Below are 15,758 nucleotides of genomic sequence, written 5' to 3' on the forward strand. Positions count from 1 at the left end.
TCGGCCAGACAACTTATGTCACTTCGTTCCATAAGTTGTGGCCTCATTTAGAAACCGCTTGTATAGGGTTGTATAATACGGTATACTGAAGCCCAATCGTGGCAATAAAACTAATGTCAATATAAGGATAGGATAATCATGGAAAAGGGTAACTCAAATATGAATCCCGTTAGAGGCAAGACGCCAGAGGCGTCTGTCGGTCGCCTTCGGCAACCTGCCTCTAACGGGATGAAAACTTACACCATGACAGAGACGGCAAAAGTGCTGGGAGTGCACCGGCAGACCATGATCAATTGGATCCGCAAGGGTTGGGTCAAGCCCAAGCGCGATTACAAGGACTGGCCGGTGTTTACGGACGAGTGCATCGCCAAGATTAAAGAATGGCGTGAGACGATAAAAGATTAATATTGTCATTCCCGCGCAAGCGGGAATCCAGAAAGAGCATGAAATCGTATTACGTTTATATATTGGCAAGCAAAAAGAACGGGACGCTTTACATCGGCGTTACGAATGATTTGGTCAGAAGAGTCTATGAGCATAAACAGGGATTGGTGGAAGGCTTCACGAAAAAATATAACGTCAAGCAGTTGGTATTTTTTGAAGAGACTAACGACGTCGAGAGCGCGATAACCAGAGAGAAGCAGATGAAGAAGTGGAATCGCCAGTGGAAGATTGAATTGATTGAGAAGAGCAATCCGGAGTGGAAAGATTTGTATAGTGAAATAGCGACGTAATGGATCCCCGCTTTCGCGGGGATGACATGCGGGGCGGGCATGACAGAGGAAGCGATGAAGGTAGCTTTATACACGAGAGTCAGCACAGAGGATCAGGCGCGAGAAGGATTTTCGCTGGAGGTGCAGAGGAATTATCTTTTGCAGTACGCGAAGAACTTCGGCTGGGATGTTGTTTGCAGTCTTTCCGGAAGAGATGTTTACATGGATGATGGTTTTTCCGGCGGGAATATGGACAGGCCAGCGCTCAAGAAACTTATTTTTGATGCACGCAATAAGATGTTCGATCTGGTCTTGGTGTATAAACAGGATCGCTTGAGCCGTCGGCTTAAGGACCTGTTGGGACTACTCGAGGAGTTTGAAAATCTCGGTATAGGGTATAAATCAGCGACTGAGCCGTTTGATACGACGTCCAGCGCCGGTAAAATGGCGATTCAAATGCTGGGCTCTTGCGCGGAGTTTGAACGCAATCGTTTGGTTGAGCGTGTATTCCCGGGGATGGTCATGGGTGTTAAACGAGGCCACTGGCAAGGTGCTCGCTTTGCTCCGTATGGCTATCGCCACAATAAAGAAACCAAGAAGCTCGAGATTCATCCGGAAGAGGCAAAGATTGTCAGGGATATTTATGATCAATATTTAGGGGGCAAGAGCACCGCGCAGATCGCCGGGCATTATTATCATCTTGGTGTTTCGGCAAGACAGGGCGGAAGGTTTTACGGCAAATTTATTTCAGACATTTTGCATAGCAAGGTTTACTTGGGTACGATCACTTGGAACCGGCGGCATTACGATAAGAAGCGCAAGACGAAGAATGGCGAGGGCAAGGGTTACTGCTACGTCAATAATGATCCGTCAAAGGTGATCGAAGTTCCGAATGCCCACGAGCCTATCATCACGCAAGAGATGCACGACGCCGCGCAGAAACTTTTGGCGCGTAACCGGACGAATGCGGTTGTCCGTTTCCGGAATAATGTGTATCACTTGTCCGGTGTGGTTAAATGTAACGAATGCGGCCGCAATTACCGCGGGTTGATGATTACATGCAATCACCGCACCAAAATGAGAAGGCCGTGGTATGCGTGTTCGGCGTTGGGTGTATCGTATGTCAACTGCTCGAATAAGGCTGTTCGCGCGGATGTTCTCACTAAGCAGGTCTGGAATATTATTGATACCATCAGCAAGAACCTTCATGTCATCGAAGAATTGAGCGATGTCATTAAGTTAAGCGCGACCGAGCCGGAGCATAAGATCATTGAAGAGTTGGAAGGCAAGGAAAAGGATCTCGCCAGAAATCTCGAGAAGCAAAAGGGGCTTTATGAGGTTTTTTCGGAGGACAAGATCAATATTGATATCTACAAGGATCGGGCCGAGCTTTTGAGAAATGAGGAGAAGAAGCTCCGGCAGGATGTGAAGTCGATCCAGATCAAGATTCTCGAGAAGCGCAATGCGGTGAATCTGGTCAAGGCAACGCAGGACTTCTTGCTTTGCCTACGGAGCAATCCAAACAGCGAGAAAATGGATTACCTCATCAAAACATTCATGAGGATTATCTTTAAGGGCATATACATTCAAAACAAAGAGATCGTCAAGGTCGAGATTAACGAACCTTGGAAAATGTGTTATGAAGAGGGGTTAAAATGGCAGAAAAAGAGCGAAACGACGACAATACAGGCAAATCCGAGGACAAGCAGGGTCATGGAAAGCGTATACTTTTGCGCACCTTCGGATGCCAGATGAATATACGCGATTCGGAGTTCGTTATGGGGCTGATGCTCGATGATGGATATAAGCGAGCCGGCTCTGCAGAGGACGCGGATGTCATCCTGTTCAATTCATGCTCAGTGAGGCAGCATGCCGAGGACAGGCTCTTCAGCAACATCTCCGACCTGAAGAAGCTTAAGAAGAGAAAACCGGAGATTGTGATAGGTCTGATGGGCTGTACGGCGCAGGAGCACAAGGATAACATCCTGCGAAAGATCCCTCTGGTCGATCTGGTATGCGGGCCGGGCAATGAGGTTGACCTGCCGAGGCTGATAAAGGACGTTGTAAAGAACCGGTGCCCCATTATCGCGGCCGACAAGTCAATGAACTTAGGCCGGAGAAATTTCCGGAGTATCGCGAGGGCGGTTTTAAGGCGTTTGTGTCCATAGGTGAAGGCTGTAATAATTTCTGTTCTTATTGTATCGTGCCGTATGTGCGGGGCGCCGAGCGTTCCAGGGACGCCAAGGATATAATAAAAGAGGTAAAGGACTTAGCTGCCCGTGGATTTAAAGAAATAACTCTGTTGGGACAGAATGTTAATTCTTTTAAGCTTAAAACTTACAACTTAAAACTTACGACTTCGAATAGGGCCAATGACTTTGTTAGACTTTTAGAGGCACTTAATAAAATCAAAGGCATCGAACGCATCCGATTTATGACGAGCCACCCGAAAGACGCGTCGACGGAGCTCTTCGAGGCGATGAGAGACCTGGAAAAGGTCTGCGAACACCTGCACTTGCCGCTGCAATCGGGGTCGGACAGGATATTAAAGCTGATGAACCGGGGGTATAATGCTGCGCATTACTTAAAATTGTCCGAGTCCTACCGTAAGATCGTACACGGCGGCTCTATTACGACCGATGTGATAGTCGGATTTCCGTCTGAGCGCGAAGCCGATTTTAAAAAGACGGTAGAGATGATGGAGACGGTGCGGTTCGAGAGCGCGTTCATGTTCAAATATTCGCCGCGCCCGCCCGCAAAGTCGGCGCGGTTAAAAGACGATGTCCCTGCTGATGTGAAGCAGCGGAGGCTTCAGAAGATACTTGATCTGCAGTGTAAGATATCGGAAGAATATAACAAGAGCCTGGTGGGCGCGACTGTAGAGGCGCTGAGCGACACTTTCCACGCGAAAGACAAGTCGTTGATCACGGGCAGGACGAGGACGAACAGGATAACGCTCTTTGACGGCGATAAAGACTGCATAGGCAGCCTCGTTAATGTAAAAATAGGATCCGCCACGCCGCATGCGCTTAAAGGGAGGAGAGTGTAAGGATGCATAAATTTAAGATCACCATACTTTTAACTTTTATATTTAGCTTTTTCCTTTTAACTTTTTTCTTTTGCTTTTCCTACGCCGAAGCCGATATAGCCCGCGCTCAAAGGTTATTACTCGAGGAAAAGTATGATGATGCCGTCCGGGAGGCCGATTCCCTCATCGATGCCAGAAGCAGGAAAAGGGACGAGGTATATTATATAAAGGGCTTAAGCGAGCTTAAGCTTTCCCGGTTCAACGACGCGCGGCAGAGTTTCGAGCGTATAATATCCAAATACCGCCGGAGCGGCAGGCTGCTCGACGCTTATACGGGCATAGGCGATTCATACTTTCTCGAAGGCAGGACCGACAAGGCCCTGGTCTCTTACAATGACGCTGTAAATAAATTTCCCGACGATAAGAATATATCCGTCATCTATTACAGGATCGCGGATTGTTACAGGAAGGCCGGCTCCGGCGATAAGGCAGACGAGTATTACAATAAGGCCGGGAGGTTGTCGCCGCTAGGCTTTGAGACGAGAGGCGCTGCTCCGGCCGCCTCCGTGGTTAAAAGAGCGGAATATCAGCCCGCCGGAAGCGCTCGGCGTTTTTCAATCCAGACAGGTTCCTTCAAGAATAAGCGGAACGCCGAAAAGTTCAGACAGAAACTTTCCGACCAGGGCTATGACGCGCGCGTCGAGGCTTCTTCCGGTTCCGGAGACGGTCTTTACAGGGTAAAGGTCGGAGGATATTCCTCAAAGGACGAGGCCGCTTCCGCGGCGTCCAAATTGAAGAGAAACGGTTACAATACGAGTATCTGCGACTACAATACATGCCAATAAAGATGATGGGCCGGGGCGTCCTCCTATTCATAGTCGGCCCGACGGCAATAGGCAAGACTGCCCTATCGGTAAAGCTTGCCGGGCGCATCAAAGGCGAAGTGATCTCCGCCGATTCGATGCAGGTCTATAAAGGGATGCGGATATTGAGCCAGTCCCCGGGACCTTCCGAAAAAGGCGGGGTGAAACACCACCTCGTAGGTGTTATTGATCCGGGGAAAGAGTACAGCGTCGCGTCTTTTTGCAAGGCCGCCTCCGCTAAAGCCGCCTCCATCCTGAAACGCAAGAAAATCCCTGTGATAGTAGGCGGCAGCGGATTGTATGTCAGGGCTCTGATAGACGGGCTCTTCCCGTCCCCTCCGGCGGACGTCAAGTTCAGGAGCTCGATGCAAAGGTTCATCGCCGCGCACGGCAGCGGGAGATTGCATAAAAAGTTGTCGAAGATCGACCCTGAGGCCGCGGCCGGGATCCACCCGAATGACGCGAGGCGTATAATAAGGGCGCTTGAAGTACATCACTCTACAGGAAAGACGATGACGGAGCTGAAAGCGCGGACAAAAGGCCTGGCCGCTCGTTACGATATAAAGATATTCGCCCTGACGGCGCCGAGAGAAAGGATATATACCAATATAAACTCTAGGGTGGACAGGATGTTCGCCGACGGCGCAGTTGCCGAGGTGAAGCGGTTGAGGAAGAAGAGATTGTCGAAGACGGCAAAGGCCGTTCTCGGTTTTAAGGAGGTATGCGGGTATCTCGACGGAGAATACGGCCTTGAAGAGGCGAAAGAGCTGGTCAAGGTGAATACGAGGCATTTCGCGAAGCGGCAGTTTACATGGTTCCGGGCCGATCCGAGGATAGAATGGTTTGATGTGAGCAGGATCAAAGAAGATAAGATCATCAAAAATATGATCAACCGATCGGAAAGATAGGCCATGGAAAACGCGCTTCTCATCACAGTCGATTTCGGGAAAAGGGAAGAGTGGACGGCAGCGGAACGTTCGTCCGAGCTGAAAGAGCTTGCCTCTTCCGCAGGCGCGAAAGTAGTCCGCGAAGAGATAGTCAGGCGCCACGAGCCCGATCCGGCATTTTACATCGGCTCAGGCAAGGCAGAGGAGATGGCCGACCTTTGCGCCGGTGAGCGCGTAAAGATAGTGATATTCAATAACGACCTCTCGGGGACCCAGCAGAAGAACCTCGAGGAGACGATCAACGCCAAAGTCATAGACAGGACGCAGCTCATACTCGACATATTCGCCCGCAGGGCGCATTCGAACGAAGGCAAACTCCAGGTCGAACTGGCGCAGCTCATGTATATCCTGCCGCGCCTCACAGGTAAAGGGGTATCGATGTCCCGGTTGGGAGGCGGTATAGGGACGAGCGGCCCCGGCGAAACGAAGCTGGAAGTGGACAGGCGCAGGATAAGGGACAGGATATTCAAATTGAAGAGAGAGCTTAAAGACCTGAACCAGAGACGGGCCATGATGAGGAAGAAGAGAAGCAGGTTCTCTATGCTCACCATAGCGATAATAGGCTATACTAACGTAGGCAAGTCGACGCTCCTGAACGCCCTTACGTCCTCCGACGTGATCGTCCAGGACAAGCTCTTTTCGACGCTCGATCCCACGATAAGGAAGTTCATCCTTCCAAATCATCAAAAGGCGCTATTTATAGATACCGTCGGTTTTCTCGACCGGCTCCCGCACCATCTGATAGAGGCATTTAAGGCCACCCTGGAGGAGGTCGTGGAAGCGGACCTGCTTTTGCATATCATCGATATAAGCCACCCCAAGGCGAAAGAGCAGTCCGATGCCGTCTACAAGGTGCTGGAAGAGATAGGGGCGAAAGACAAGCCTATCATTACCGTCCTGAACAAGATCGATAAGGTTGAGGACGCCGTCAGGAACCGGATGAAGAGTTATTTTGAAGACGCTGTCGAGATATCGGCCGTCAAAAGAGAAGGGTTCGGCCCCCTTATAAGCCGCATAATGCCCCACATCAGTTCTCTCACATCTATAGTGAAGATCACCCTGAGCGCCTCGGACGCCAGGACATTGAACCTTATCTATGAGAACGGCCTTATACTCAAAAAGGAGTATGAGGACGATAAGGTATATGTAGAGGCGGAGGTCCCCCTGAGGGTAAAAGAGCTGCTGGAAAACCTTCCAAAATAATCTTGACTTTATATACGTTTATGATAAACTAAGACATTAGCACTCACATCGATAGAGTGCTAATGGTTCGACGTGGTCCGCCTTTGGCGGGCCTTTCATAATAGAGGGGAACCCTCATGCTCAAGGATTCCAAAAAGAGACAGGAAGAAGTCCTGGCTATAATCGTGGCCCATTATGTGGATACGGCTGAGCCTGTAGGATCGAGATTTGTCTCGAGGAAACTGGGTTTATCCAGCGCCACCATCCGCAATTGTATGGCCGATCTCGAAGATATGGGTTTTATCATGCATCCGCATACATCCGCCGGCAGGATCCCTACAGACAAAGGATACAGGTATTATATAGACTCCATAATGAGGGTGAAGAATCTGAACGAGCATATGGTCAGGGCCATAAATGAACAGTACGACCAGGCCATGCGGTCGCTGGAAGACGTCATGGAGAAGACGTGCCACCTCATCTCCGGACTTACCAATTACGTCGGGCTTACGATCTTCTCCCAATACGACAAACTCTACATGGACGGCGCGAGCCACATAATAGAACAGCCCGAATTTAAAGACCTGAAGAAACTCTATATCATACTTAAGTGCCTGGAGGAGAAGAGGGATATATTGAACCTGCTGGGCGACGAATTGAACGACGAGCGGCTTACCATACATATAGGTAAAGAGAACCGGTCGACGCGATTGAGCGAATGCAGCATTGTAAGCCGGGGCTATAAGATGAAGGGCAAGGTCACGGGAAGGGTCGGCGTTATCGGGCCGAAGAGGATGGCTTACGAAAAGGTAATACCTACAGTGGAATTTCTGGCGGATACGGTCACGGAATTACTTAGCGAGCTGGAGGCGTAATGGGAACGCATGACAAAGACCTGAAGAATAATAACGACAAGGCTAAGAACGATAAGGCCGGCGATGAGATAATGCCTGTCCCAAAGGCCGAATACGAAACGCTTAAATCGAAGGCCGCCGAAGCGGACGCCATGCAGGATAAATATTTAAGGCTCCAGGCAGAATTCGATAACGCCAGGAGGAGGATGGAGAAGGAGAAGTTGGATTGCCTGAAATACGCCAACGAAGGCTTCATTCTCGAACTCTTGCCGATCATCGATAACCTGGAGATAGCGGAAAAACATATTAAGGAGGCCAAGGATTTCAAGGCCGTCCAGGGAGGCGTGGACATGATCCAGGCCCAGATGCAGGGATTCTTAAAGGACATCGGGCTGGAGCGCATAAAGACCGTGGGCGGGAAGTTCGATCCGCATATGCACGAGCCGATCGAGACGGAAGATTGCGACGGTAAGGAAGAAGACACTATTGTGGCCGAGCTGAAGCCGGGATATATGTATAACGGCAAGCTGTTCAGGCCGGCGGCAGTGAGGATTGTGAAGAAGAAAACAGAGTTAAATGATAAGTTGTAAGTCGTAAGTTGTAAGGTATAAGTAAAAAATATTATTAAATTTTTCTTATTACTTATAGCTTAAAACTTACAACTTATAACTGGACTCAGCATAACAAGGAGGAAGACAATGGCAAAAGTCATAGGAATAGATCTAGGGACATCAAATTCAGCAGCAGCTTACATGGAGGCGGGCCGTCCGGTGATAATACCGTCGGCGGAAGGCGCGGGCGTGGCGAGCGGGAAGGCGTTCCCTTCTTTCGTCGCGTTCACCAAGGACGGGCAGAAACTGGTCGGCGAGCCTGCCAGGAGGCAGGCCTCTGTCAACCCCGAGGGCACGGTATACGCGGCCAAGAGGAAGATGGGGACCGACTTCAAGTACAAGATCTACGGTAAGGATTACACGCCTCAGCAGATATCGGCGTTCATCCTGCAGAAGATAAAACAGGACGCGGAGAACTACCTCGGCGACAAGGTCGAAGAGGTAGTCATCACGTGCCCCGCTTATTTTAACGATAACCAGAGGCAGGCTACGAAGGACGCGGGCGAGATAGCGGGCTTAAAGGTCCTCAGGATCATCAATGAGCCGACAGCGGCGTGCCTTGCTTACGGGCTCGATAAGGCCGGCAAGGAACAGAAGATAATGGTATTCGACCTCGGCGGCGGCACGCTCGACGTTACGATACTCGAGATGGGATGGGATAACGAGCACAAGGCGGCGACGTTCGAGGTCATTTCGACGAGCGGCGATACGCAGCTCGGCGGGACAGACATGGACAACGCGCTCGTCGATTACATAGCAAGAGAGTTCAAGAAAGACACAGGAATAGACATAAAGAACGATAAGATGGCGATGCAGCGCGTAAGGGAATCGGCCGAAAAGGCGAAGGTCGAGCTGTCGAGCACTATCTCGACCGATATAAACTTGCCGTTCATCACAGCAGACCAGACGGGACCGAAGCATTTGACCATGACGCTCAACAGGGCGAAAGTGGAAGAGCTGGTGGCCACTATCATCGACAGGTGCCGCGGCCCGATAGAAAGGGCATTGTCGGACGCCAAGGTAACGGCAAAAGATATCAGCAAGGTTATCCTCGTCGGCGGGCCTACGAGGATGCCGATAGTCCAGAAGTTCGTCGAGGATTACGTCGGCAAGAAGATAGAGCGCGGCGTCGATCCGATGGAATGCGTGGCGCTCGGCGCCGCGATCCAGGGCGCGATCATGACTGGAGAGTCGAAGGATGTGCTGTTACTCGACGTCACTCCGCTGTCGCTCGGCATCGAGACTATGGGCGGCATCGCTACACGGCTCATCGAGAGGAATACAACGATACCCACGAGGAAGAGCCAGATATTCTCCACCGCCGCGGATAACCAGACCGCGGTCACCGTTAGGGTACTGCAGGGCGAGCGCAAGATGGCCAATGACAACGTAGAATTAGGCAGGTTCGACTTAGTCGGCATACCTCCCGCTCCGCGCGGCATACCTCAGATAGAGGTGACATTCGACATAGACCAGAACGGCATCGTCCACGTCAACGCGAAGGACTTAGGCACCGGCAAGGAGCAGTCGATAAAGATAACGGCTCCTACGAAGCTTTCCAAGGACGAGATCGATAAGTTCGTGAAGGAAGCCGAGAAGTTCGCCGACGCCGATGAGAAGAAGAAGGAAGAGGTGGACGTATTCAACCAGGCCGATACACTCATCTACGCTACGGAGAAGTCGCTAAAGGAGTTCGGCGAGAAGATAAGTCAGACAGACCGCGGTGAGATCGAGTCGAAGATGAACAACCTCAAGCAGGCGATGAAGGATAAGAATATAGCCAGCGTCAAGAGCGGCACAGAAGAGCTGACCAAAGCGGCGCATAAGCTGGCCGAAGAGGTATATAAGAAGTCTGCCGCCGGCGCGCAGAAAGGCCCGGGAGGGCCGGGAGGAGCAGGCGCAGGCCCCGAGAGGCCGCAGGAAGAGCCGGAGTCCGAGAAAGAGGGCGCAAATCCCAAGAAGGGCGAGGATATCATCGACGCCGACTTCACGGCTGAAGACGATAACGGCAAGAAGAAGTAAAATTTTTCGCCTTGCCCTTGCGCCGATTCGGCTAACCGGCCAGTGGGCTTCGCCTAATTTTGATATTAAGGGTGTTTTTGTTCTATTTAGAAAACCGGCCAGAAACCCCCGTCCTTTCAAGGGCGGGGATGAATGGCCGCCCGTAGCGAGGCCGGCTGAAAGCTGGCCAAGCGAAGGAATTTGTGGCATAATCTGGCCATGGTTAGATACTGGAAGGGTGCGCACACACGTCATAGGTTGCAGTATCACCTCGTATGGATACCAAAATACCGTAAGAGGGTATTGATAGGCAAAATAGCCGCGCGGTTAAAATGCCTGCTGTATGAGGGATGCCGGATTAATAGATGGTGGATAGAGGTCATGAGCATTCAGCATGACCATGTGCATATCCTGATAAGGTTGAAGCCAAAAGACAGCGTCGCGCATTGTGCCCATCTGTTAAAAGAAGTGACAAGCCGAAGAATCAGGCAGGAATTCCCCGAGCTTGAAGAGTTTTTGTGGGGAGACGACTTTTGGGCGGACGGCTATTTTGCCGAAAGTGTGGGCAAAGTATCCGAGTTAACAATAAGGAAATACATAGAGGAGCAGCAGGTATAACATCAGGCCAGATTATGCCGAGGCCTGAAACCCCGGCCTTTAGGCCGGGGAGTGGGTTCAATTTAATTTGGTTTCTTTGTTCTTATGGTAACTATGGCGCTAAAGTAGTTTGGGTATTAACGATACGTTATCAAAATTTACGGCTCAACCCACGTGGCCGGTTGCCGTCGTCGCCATGGTTTAAGCGAAGAAATTTTGCTGAGAAGGCAGATTAAAAAGAGCTTCGGCAACCGCCCGTAAGTTCCCTGCCCGCCTGACACAGTCGAAGTCGGGCAGGCGGGCGCCATCTGACGAGCGAAAAATTTTACTATATGGTAACAGGTTGGAGGACTGGATGAAGAAGCTATATTTATCAGATTCGAATAAGAAGCTGGGCGGCGTATGCGGCGGCATCGGCGAATATTTCGACGTCGATCCAACGCTTGTCAGGATAATCTTCATAATAGCTACCCTGGCCTCTATAGGCCTTGGCATCATCGCGTATATCCTGATGTGGATCGTCATTCCGAAGGAGTCGAAGGAGCAGGGTAAAAATTAATATTGACAAATGGATACTATTAGTATATACTATTGATGTATACTAATGGGAGGTGGAATATGAGAGCTGAGCATATTAATATTACGATACCCGCGGGACTCAAGCTAAAAATTGACGAAGAGTCTAAGCGCGAGCGTATAGGCAGAAGCACGCTGATCCAGAAGGCTGTTAGTTTATATCTGGAGCTGCTGAAAAAGAGAAGGCTTCGCTCGCTTCTTGCCGAAGGCTATAAAGAGATGGCGGGTGAGTCGCTTGCGCTCGCTCATGATTTTGAATTATTGGATGATGAGGCTGTGAAACATGCCGGTTAAGCGAGGCGATATTTTCTATGTAGATTTAAACCCTACAAAAGGATCGGAGCAGGCAGGCAGAAGGCCTGTTCTTGTTATTCAAAATAACATAGGCAATGAATACGCCCCCACGGTTATTATAGCGCCCCTTACCACCAGGAAATTATCCAAAGAATTTCCTACAAATGTGAATTTGAAAAAAGGCGCCGCAGGGTTAAAAGAAGACTCCGCGGTATTGTTGTCACAGATCAGGACAATCGATAAAACAAGGCTGGACAAAAAGGTCGGCAATCTTTCATCCGATTATATGCTAAAAGTCGATGAGGCGATAAAGATAAGTTTAGGATTGGTTTAAATACTGTTAATTATAAAACTAACCAGGTTAGAAATTGCGGGTTAGATGAGGGATGTAAGATTTCCGAAGGAGTAGAATGAAGATAGTGACCGATAAGATAGCGGTATCCGAACTTAAGACTATGGCCGCTAATTTATTCGGCGATATGGTCAAGGCGGTCGTAGACGTTGACAGGGAGATAGTTGCTGTTGACGCTGAATTACATTCCGACCTTGAGGCGCTGCTCCTGGATAACGGTTCGAAGCAGAAGAGTCTATGGGGCATTAATATCTATCCGGAAAATAGCGGCGATGATATGGTCGAATTCGATTCTGTGATCAATATAAGGCCGTCGCAGAATAATAAAAGCCGCGGCGTTAATGATGAGGCGATCCGTAAGAAGATAATTGCAATAGTGGCGAAAAAGGTCAATATATGACAGTTATGCATAAAGAGCTTGCGGCGGGACGGTGGGCTAAGATGCCGCTCTGCGAACAGATGGCCAATGTAGGGAGCGAGGTCGACCGCGCGTTAAACTGGCGCTCGAAAGGCAATGCTGACCACAGCCGCAACGCATTCGAGCGCGCTCTTGAGCTGATGGACCTGACGATCGAGAGCGCTTCTTCTTTCGCGCGACTGAAAGAGCTTACGCGTGTGCGCGAGGCGATGGTCGATTATTTTATGGGGCAAAACATCTTTGGTTCCACCGATGAGTTGTGGCGCAGTTACTTTATGTATTTCGCATACGTTGCCCGCAAGGGAAGATAATGTAAATAGGGACAGGTCTGATCGTAAATTTGTCCGCGTCCCTTAAACTTAAAGTACAGTTTCGTGAGAAAAAGTAAGACAGTTTCCATAGAGAATCGGAAAGCGTCTCTATAGGTCGGTGCGACGGAGATAATATGAACTTTGCGTTGATTTTTAAATTTCTGGTAGAGAACCTAGCGCGCGAGAAGATCGATTTTGCGCTTATGGGAGGATTTGCATTGGCTACTGCCGGTGTCACAAGGACGACGAGGGACATTGATCTGCTTATCCTGAGCGTCGACTCTCCTAAGATAAAAGATATAATGGCCGCGCATAAGTATAAGTTGATACATGAAAGCGAAGACGTGTTGAATTTCACGAGTGAAAATTTCGAGCTCGGCAGGGTCGACTTTCTTTTAGCGCATCGGCAATATACTCTTGCCATGCTTAAAGGCGCCCGTGAAAAATCTGTCCTTGACGGAAAATTTAAAGTCAAGGTATTGAGGGCAGAAGACCAGATAGGGCTTAAGGTCCAGGCAAGTTCGAATGACCCAAAACGCGTTGCTCAGGACATGGCCGATGTCAGAGCGCTTATAGAGGCTAACCGTACGAACCTCAATATGGAGACTGTGAGAGAGTATTTTTCATTGTTCAAGAGAGAAAAAGAGCTCGATGGTATCTTGGGGGAGATAGAAGATGTTAAGTAGCGAAGAGAAGCGGGAGATGCTGGAAGACGCCAAAAGTCTCCGCCGCAAGAAAGATTTCAGGCAAGGCAAGGCCGGCGATGGAAAGATAATATCCTTTGATGATTATATATCTTTCCTGGACGGCGTGCAGACAGTGTTTTCTCCTTTCAAGATCTCTTCTCGCCGCACCGTAACGAGATTAAATAAGCTTTAGCAGGGCAGGAGAATCTGCACCTACGAGGTGTGGCGGGGCTTTTTGAATTCGGGACAGGCCTAATCGTAAATTTGTCCGCGTCCCTTAAAGTACAGTTTCGTTAGAAAAAGTAAGACAGTTTCCATAGAGAATCGGAAAGCGTCTCTATAGATATGAGTTAGAAATAATGAGGGTAAATGAATATTATTAAACGTATAGTTATTGATAATTTTAGATCTATTAAGCACGCAGATATAGATTGTGAAGATATTAATGTGTTTAGCGGGCTTAATGATACTGGTAAATCTAATGTGCTAAGAGCGCTTAATCTATATTTTAATAGACAAACAGATTTCCTAATACCAATTAAATTTACCAATGATTATTCGAAAGTAGCCTTAGCTTCTGCACAACGCTCAGGCAAACAGAAACAGCAGATCAAAATCAAACTATTTTTTAATGCACCAGATAGTTTTAAATCTTTGCGAAATGAAAAAGAAATATTCATCGAAAAAATTTATTCAAAAGAAGATGAAGTTATTCTCAATTATTCTAATGAAGAATATAAGAAAAAATCTCAAATAACTCGACTTCATAATAAGATAAATTATTTTTACATACCAGCACTAAAAGGTCCTAATGTTCTCCAGTTTCTATTGGGCAGAATAGGAGAAGAAAAACTAATAACCGCGGATCTTATAAGTATGCTTAATACACAGGTAAATAGCGAACTTGGTGATTTAAAAGATATTCTAGAAATATCATTGATTAAAACAAAGACCACGATGGGATTTCCAGTTTTTCTGCGAGATTTTTGGGAGAAACTAACTGTTAATACCGAATATGATAAATTTAGTGATTTGCAGGAGAAAACGAAAGCAACAAAAAAAGGACGAACTGATCCGTTAAAAAATGAATCCTATCAAATACCGCTAGATTTGCGTGGAGAAGGAATTAAAAGTAAATATGTTCCTCCACTGTTAAAATGGCTACAACACAGATCACCGTCAGACATATATGTGTGGGGTATTGATGAGCCTGAAAATTCGCTTGAATTTAAAAAAGCAGATGAACTTGCAAATTTATATTATTCAAAATATGCTACAGATACTCAATTATTTTTAACCACACATTCGTTAGCATTCATTTTCCCCAAGCCTGGAACGACTGTGAAGCCTACTGTTTTTCGATGTTTCGAAGGAGATTTTGGCCAGACAGCTATAAAAAAGCTAGATGATTTATTTAATAAGAGCGATAGGATTAAACTGGCTGACGAGATGGGGGCATTGGAAATCCAAAAGGAAGTATATGAGAATTGGAGAGAAAAGAATCAAGAGTCAGAAAGTCAGAAAAAATTGATTGATAAATATGAATCTGAGACTTGCCCGGTGCTTTATGTTGAGGGATCCACCGATAAGAAAATATTAACAACAGCTTGGTCGAAATTGCATCCTTCTAAAAAAATGCCATTTAGTATTGAGCATTGCGAAAGCGCAAGTTATTTAAAAAACTTTATCAAGAATAACGGGCTAGGTGCTCACAATAGAGTTATGATAGGCATGTGGGATTGCGATAAAGAAGGGTATGAGCAACTGAAAGGATTATTTAATAAGGATGGTTTTAATAAGATTTCATGTAGTGAAGTTAAGCATCAGCAAAAAAACATTTGGGGATTTGCGCTACCTACTCCGGCAAATCGAGTAAAATATACAAATGTCATATGCGAAAATCCACAATTTCAGTATCTTGAGATTGAGCATTATTTTACCGATAAAATACTAAAGAAATATGATCTTATTAACTCTGAAGTCAATGACATTTTATTATTAAAAAAGGATAAATCAAAATTAGCAAATTCAGTTGACTTATTAAAAGTTAAAGATTTTGCAAATTTTGAATATATTTTTAAAAAGATTCTGAAAACTATGGGTTACAAAGTAAAAAAGCAAGTAGCTAAGGTTTAAATGATAGCAGCATTTTAAGTGTAGTTTATGAGGTCAGGTACGAAAGGGACAGGCTATAAAACCTAAGCCGACGTTATGATGAGCACATTGAAAATATTAGGTCTTTGTGATGGAGAAAAACGGTTATATATACGCATTTTTGCATATTAAAAGAGCCAAGGCTGTTCGAGGCCGGATCATCGTCCCGCC

20 protein-coding genes are annotated in these 15,758 nt (G+C 47.6%); all 20 read left to right on the forward strand.

Annotated features, from left to right (window positions below; genetic code table 11):
- Positions 1-243: 243 nt before the first annotated feature.
- The 20 genes from WC592_08470 to WC592_08565 all read left to right on the forward strand — a co-directional run bounded on the left by WC592_08470 (position 244) and on the right by WC592_08565 (position 15,569).
- The gene (locus tag WC592_08470; GenBank protein ID MFA4982481.1) at positions 244-405 is read left to right on the forward strand and encodes a hypothetical protein; all 162 of its coding nucleotides are present in this window, start codon (positions 244-246) and stop codon (positions 403-405) included.
- 38 nt (positions 406-443) lie between these two features.
- The gene (locus WC592_08475; protein ID MFA4982482.1) at positions 444-734 is read left to right on the forward strand and encodes a GIY-YIG nuclease family protein; all 291 of its coding nucleotides are present in this window, start codon (positions 444-446) and stop codon (positions 732-734) included.
- 21 nt (positions 735-755) lie between these two features.
- Positions 756-2,468, forward strand: a complete 1,713-nt coding sequence (locus WC592_08480) for a recombinase family protein (protein MFA4982483.1) — start codon at positions 756-758, stop codon at positions 2,466-2,468.
- A complete protein-coding gene (locus tag WC592_08485) occupies positions 2,465-2,881 on the forward strand; it encodes a hypothetical protein (protein MFA4982484.1) in 417 nt (138 codons plus the stop codon). The genes WC592_08480 and WC592_08485 overlap by 4 nt, the downstream gene beginning before the upstream one ends.
- Positions 2,872-3,762, forward strand: a complete 891-nt coding sequence (locus WC592_08490) for a MiaB/RimO family radical SAM methylthiotransferase (protein MFA4982485.1) — start codon at positions 2,872-2,874, stop codon at positions 3,760-3,762. Before WC592_08485 ends, WC592_08490 begins: the two co-directional genes overlap by 10 nt.
- A gap of 2 nt (positions 3,763-3,764) precedes the next feature.
- The gene (locus WC592_08495) at positions 3,765-4,586 is read left to right on the forward strand and encodes an SPOR domain-containing protein (GenBank protein ID MFA4982486.1); all 822 of its coding nucleotides are present in this window, start codon (positions 3,765-3,767) and stop codon (positions 4,584-4,586) included.
- Positions 4,577-5,512 (forward strand): tRNA (adenosine(37)-N6)-dimethylallyltransferase MiaA, encoded by a 936-nt coding sequence (gene miaA / locus WC592_08500; GenBank protein MFA4982487.1) that lies wholly within the window; start codon positions 4,577-4,579, stop codon positions 5,510-5,512. The genes WC592_08495 and miaA overlap by 10 nt, the downstream gene beginning before the upstream one ends.
- Before the next feature lie 3 nt (positions 5,513-5,515).
- On the forward strand, positions 5,516-6,754 hold the full coding sequence (gene hflX / locus WC592_08505) for a GTPase HflX (protein ID MFA4982488.1): 1,239 nt from the start codon (positions 5,516-5,518) through the stop codon (positions 6,752-6,754).
- Between the two features lie 116 nt (positions 6,755-6,870).
- Entirely contained in the window at positions 6,871-7,608 is a 738-nt protein-coding gene (locus WC592_08510) for a hypothetical protein (GenBank protein ID MFA4982489.1), read from the forward strand.
- Positions 7,608-8,177, forward strand: a complete 570-nt coding sequence (locus WC592_08515) for a nucleotide exchange factor GrpE (GenBank protein ID MFA4982490.1) — start codon at positions 7,608-7,610, stop codon at positions 8,175-8,177. The genes WC592_08510 and WC592_08515 overlap by 1 nt, the downstream gene beginning before the upstream one ends.
- Before the next feature lie 108 nt (positions 8,178-8,285).
- Positions 8,286-10,220 (forward strand): molecular chaperone DnaK, encoded by a 1,935-nt coding sequence (gene dnaK, locus WC592_08520; protein MFA4982491.1) that lies wholly within the window; start codon positions 8,286-8,288, stop codon positions 10,218-10,220.
- Between the two features lie 198 nt (positions 10,221-10,418).
- Entirely contained in the window at positions 10,419-10,817 is a 399-nt protein-coding gene (tnpA, locus tag WC592_08525; GenBank protein MFA4982492.1) for an IS200/IS605 family transposase, read from the forward strand.
- A 334-nt stretch (positions 10,818-11,151) separates the two neighbouring features.
- Positions 11,152-11,355 carry a PspC domain-containing protein gene (locus WC592_08530; protein ID MFA4982493.1) on the forward strand — a complete coding sequence of 68 codons (204 nt, stop codon included), beginning with the start codon at positions 11,152-11,154 and terminating at the stop codon, positions 11,353-11,355.
- Positions 11,356-11,414: 59 nt separating this feature from the next.
- Positions 11,415-11,666 carry a hypothetical protein gene (locus WC592_08535; protein MFA4982494.1) on the forward strand — a complete coding sequence of 84 codons (252 nt, stop codon included), beginning with the start codon at positions 11,415-11,417 and terminating at the stop codon, positions 11,664-11,666.
- Positions 11,656-12,000, forward strand: a complete 345-nt coding sequence (locus tag WC592_08540; GenBank protein MFA4982495.1) for a type II toxin-antitoxin system PemK/MazF family toxin — start codon at positions 11,656-11,658, stop codon at positions 11,998-12,000. The genes WC592_08535 and WC592_08540 overlap by 11 nt, the downstream gene beginning before the upstream one ends.
- Before the next feature lie 76 nt (positions 12,001-12,076).
- On the forward strand, positions 12,077-12,418 hold the full coding sequence (locus tag WC592_08545; GenBank protein MFA4982496.1) for a DUF5674 family protein: 342 nt from the start codon (positions 12,077-12,079) through the stop codon (positions 12,416-12,418).
- Positions 12,415-12,747 carry a hypothetical protein gene (locus WC592_08550; protein ID MFA4982497.1) on the forward strand — a complete coding sequence of 111 codons (333 nt, stop codon included), beginning with the start codon at positions 12,415-12,417 and terminating at the stop codon, positions 12,745-12,747. The genes WC592_08545 and WC592_08550 overlap by 4 nt, the downstream gene beginning before the upstream one ends.
- A 134-nt stretch (positions 12,748-12,881) precedes the next feature.
- Positions 12,882-13,433, forward strand: coding sequence for a hypothetical protein (locus WC592_08555; protein ID MFA4982498.1), 552 nt, complete (start codon positions 12,882-12,884; stop codon positions 13,431-13,433).
- Positions 13,423-13,626 (forward strand): hypothetical protein, encoded by a 204-nt coding sequence (locus tag WC592_08560; GenBank protein MFA4982499.1) that lies wholly within the window; start codon positions 13,423-13,425, stop codon positions 13,624-13,626. Before WC592_08555 ends, WC592_08560 begins: the two co-directional genes overlap by 11 nt.
- A gap of 176 nt (positions 13,627-13,802) precedes the next feature.
- Positions 13,803-15,569: an AAA family ATPase gene (locus WC592_08565; protein ID MFA4982500.1), complete on the forward strand. Its 1,767-nt coding sequence runs from the start codon at positions 13,803-13,805 to the stop codon at positions 15,567-15,569.
- Positions 15,570-15,758: the final 189 nt, after the last annotated feature.

It is taken from the genome of Candidatus Omnitrophota bacterium (assembly GCA_041648975.1).
In the GTDB taxonomy this organism is placed as follows: domain Bacteria; phylum Omnitrophota; class Gorgyraeia; order 2-01-FULL-45-10; family 2-01-FULL-45-10; genus JAQUSE01.

Bases quoted from the DNA above. Each gene is read 5' to 3' on its own strand.
- WC592_08470 (MFA4982481.1), top strand. From the start codon at position 244: ATGACAGAGACGGCAAAAGTGCTGGGAGTGCACCGGCAGACCATGATC.
- WC592_08530 (MFA4982493.1), top strand. From the start codon at position 11,152: ATGAAGAAGCTATATTTATCAGATTCGAATAAGAAGCTGGGCGGCGTA.
- WC592_08565 (MFA4982500.1), top strand. From the start codon at position 13,803: ATGAATATTATTAAACGTATAGTTATTGATAATTTTAGATCTATTAAG.
- WC592_08535 (MFA4982494.1), top strand. From the start codon at position 11,415: ATGAGAGCTGAGCATATTAATATTACGATACCCGCGGGACTCAAGCTA.
- WC592_08475 (MFA4982482.1), top strand. From the start codon at position 444: ATGAAATCGTATTACGTTTATATATTGGCAAGCAAAAAGAACGGGACG.
- WC592_08510 (MFA4982489.1), top strand. From the start codon at position 6,871: ATGCTCAAGGATTCCAAAAAGAGACAGGAAGAAGTCCTGGCTATAATC.
- WC592_08545 (MFA4982496.1), top strand. From the start codon at position 12,077: ATGAAGATAGTGACCGATAAGATAGCGGTATCCGAACTTAAGACTATG.
- WC592_08485 (MFA4982484.1), top strand. From the start codon at position 2,465: ATGAATATACGCGATTCGGAGTTCGTTATGGGGCTGATGCTCGATGAT.
- WC592_08550 (MFA4982497.1), top strand. From the start codon at position 12,415: ATGACAGTTATGCATAAAGAGCTTGCGGCGGGACGGTGGGCTAAGATG.
- WC592_08555 (MFA4982498.1), top strand. From the start codon at position 12,882: ATGAACTTTGCGTTGATTTTTAAATTTCTGGTAGAGAACCTAGCGCGC.
- miaA (MFA4982487.1), top strand. From the start codon at position 4,577: ATGCCAATAAAGATGATGGGCCGGGGCGTCCTCCTATTCATAGTCGGC.
- WC592_08495 (MFA4982486.1), top strand. From the start codon at position 3,765: ATGCATAAATTTAAGATCACCATACTTTTAACTTTTATATTTAGCTTT.
- WC592_08480 (MFA4982483.1), top strand. From the start codon at position 756: ATGACATGCGGGGCGGGCATGACAGAGGAAGCGATGAAGGTAGCTTTA.
- tnpA (MFA4982492.1), top strand. From the start codon at position 10,419: ATGGTTAGATACTGGAAGGGTGCGCACACACGTCATAGGTTGCAGTAT.
- WC592_08560 (MFA4982499.1), top strand. From the start codon at position 13,423: ATGTTAAGTAGCGAAGAGAAGCGGGAGATGCTGGAAGACGCCAAAAGT.
- WC592_08515 (MFA4982490.1), top strand. From the start codon at position 7,608: ATGGGAACGCATGACAAAGACCTGAAGAATAATAACGACAAGGCTAAG.
- dnaK (MFA4982491.1), top strand. From the start codon at position 8,286: ATGGCAAAAGTCATAGGAATAGATCTAGGGACATCAAATTCAGCAGCA.
- hflX (MFA4982488.1), top strand. From the start codon at position 5,516: ATGGAAAACGCGCTTCTCATCACAGTCGATTTCGGGAAAAGGGAAGAG.
- WC592_08540 (MFA4982495.1), top strand. From the start codon at position 11,656: ATGCCGGTTAAGCGAGGCGATATTTTCTATGTAGATTTAAACCCTACA.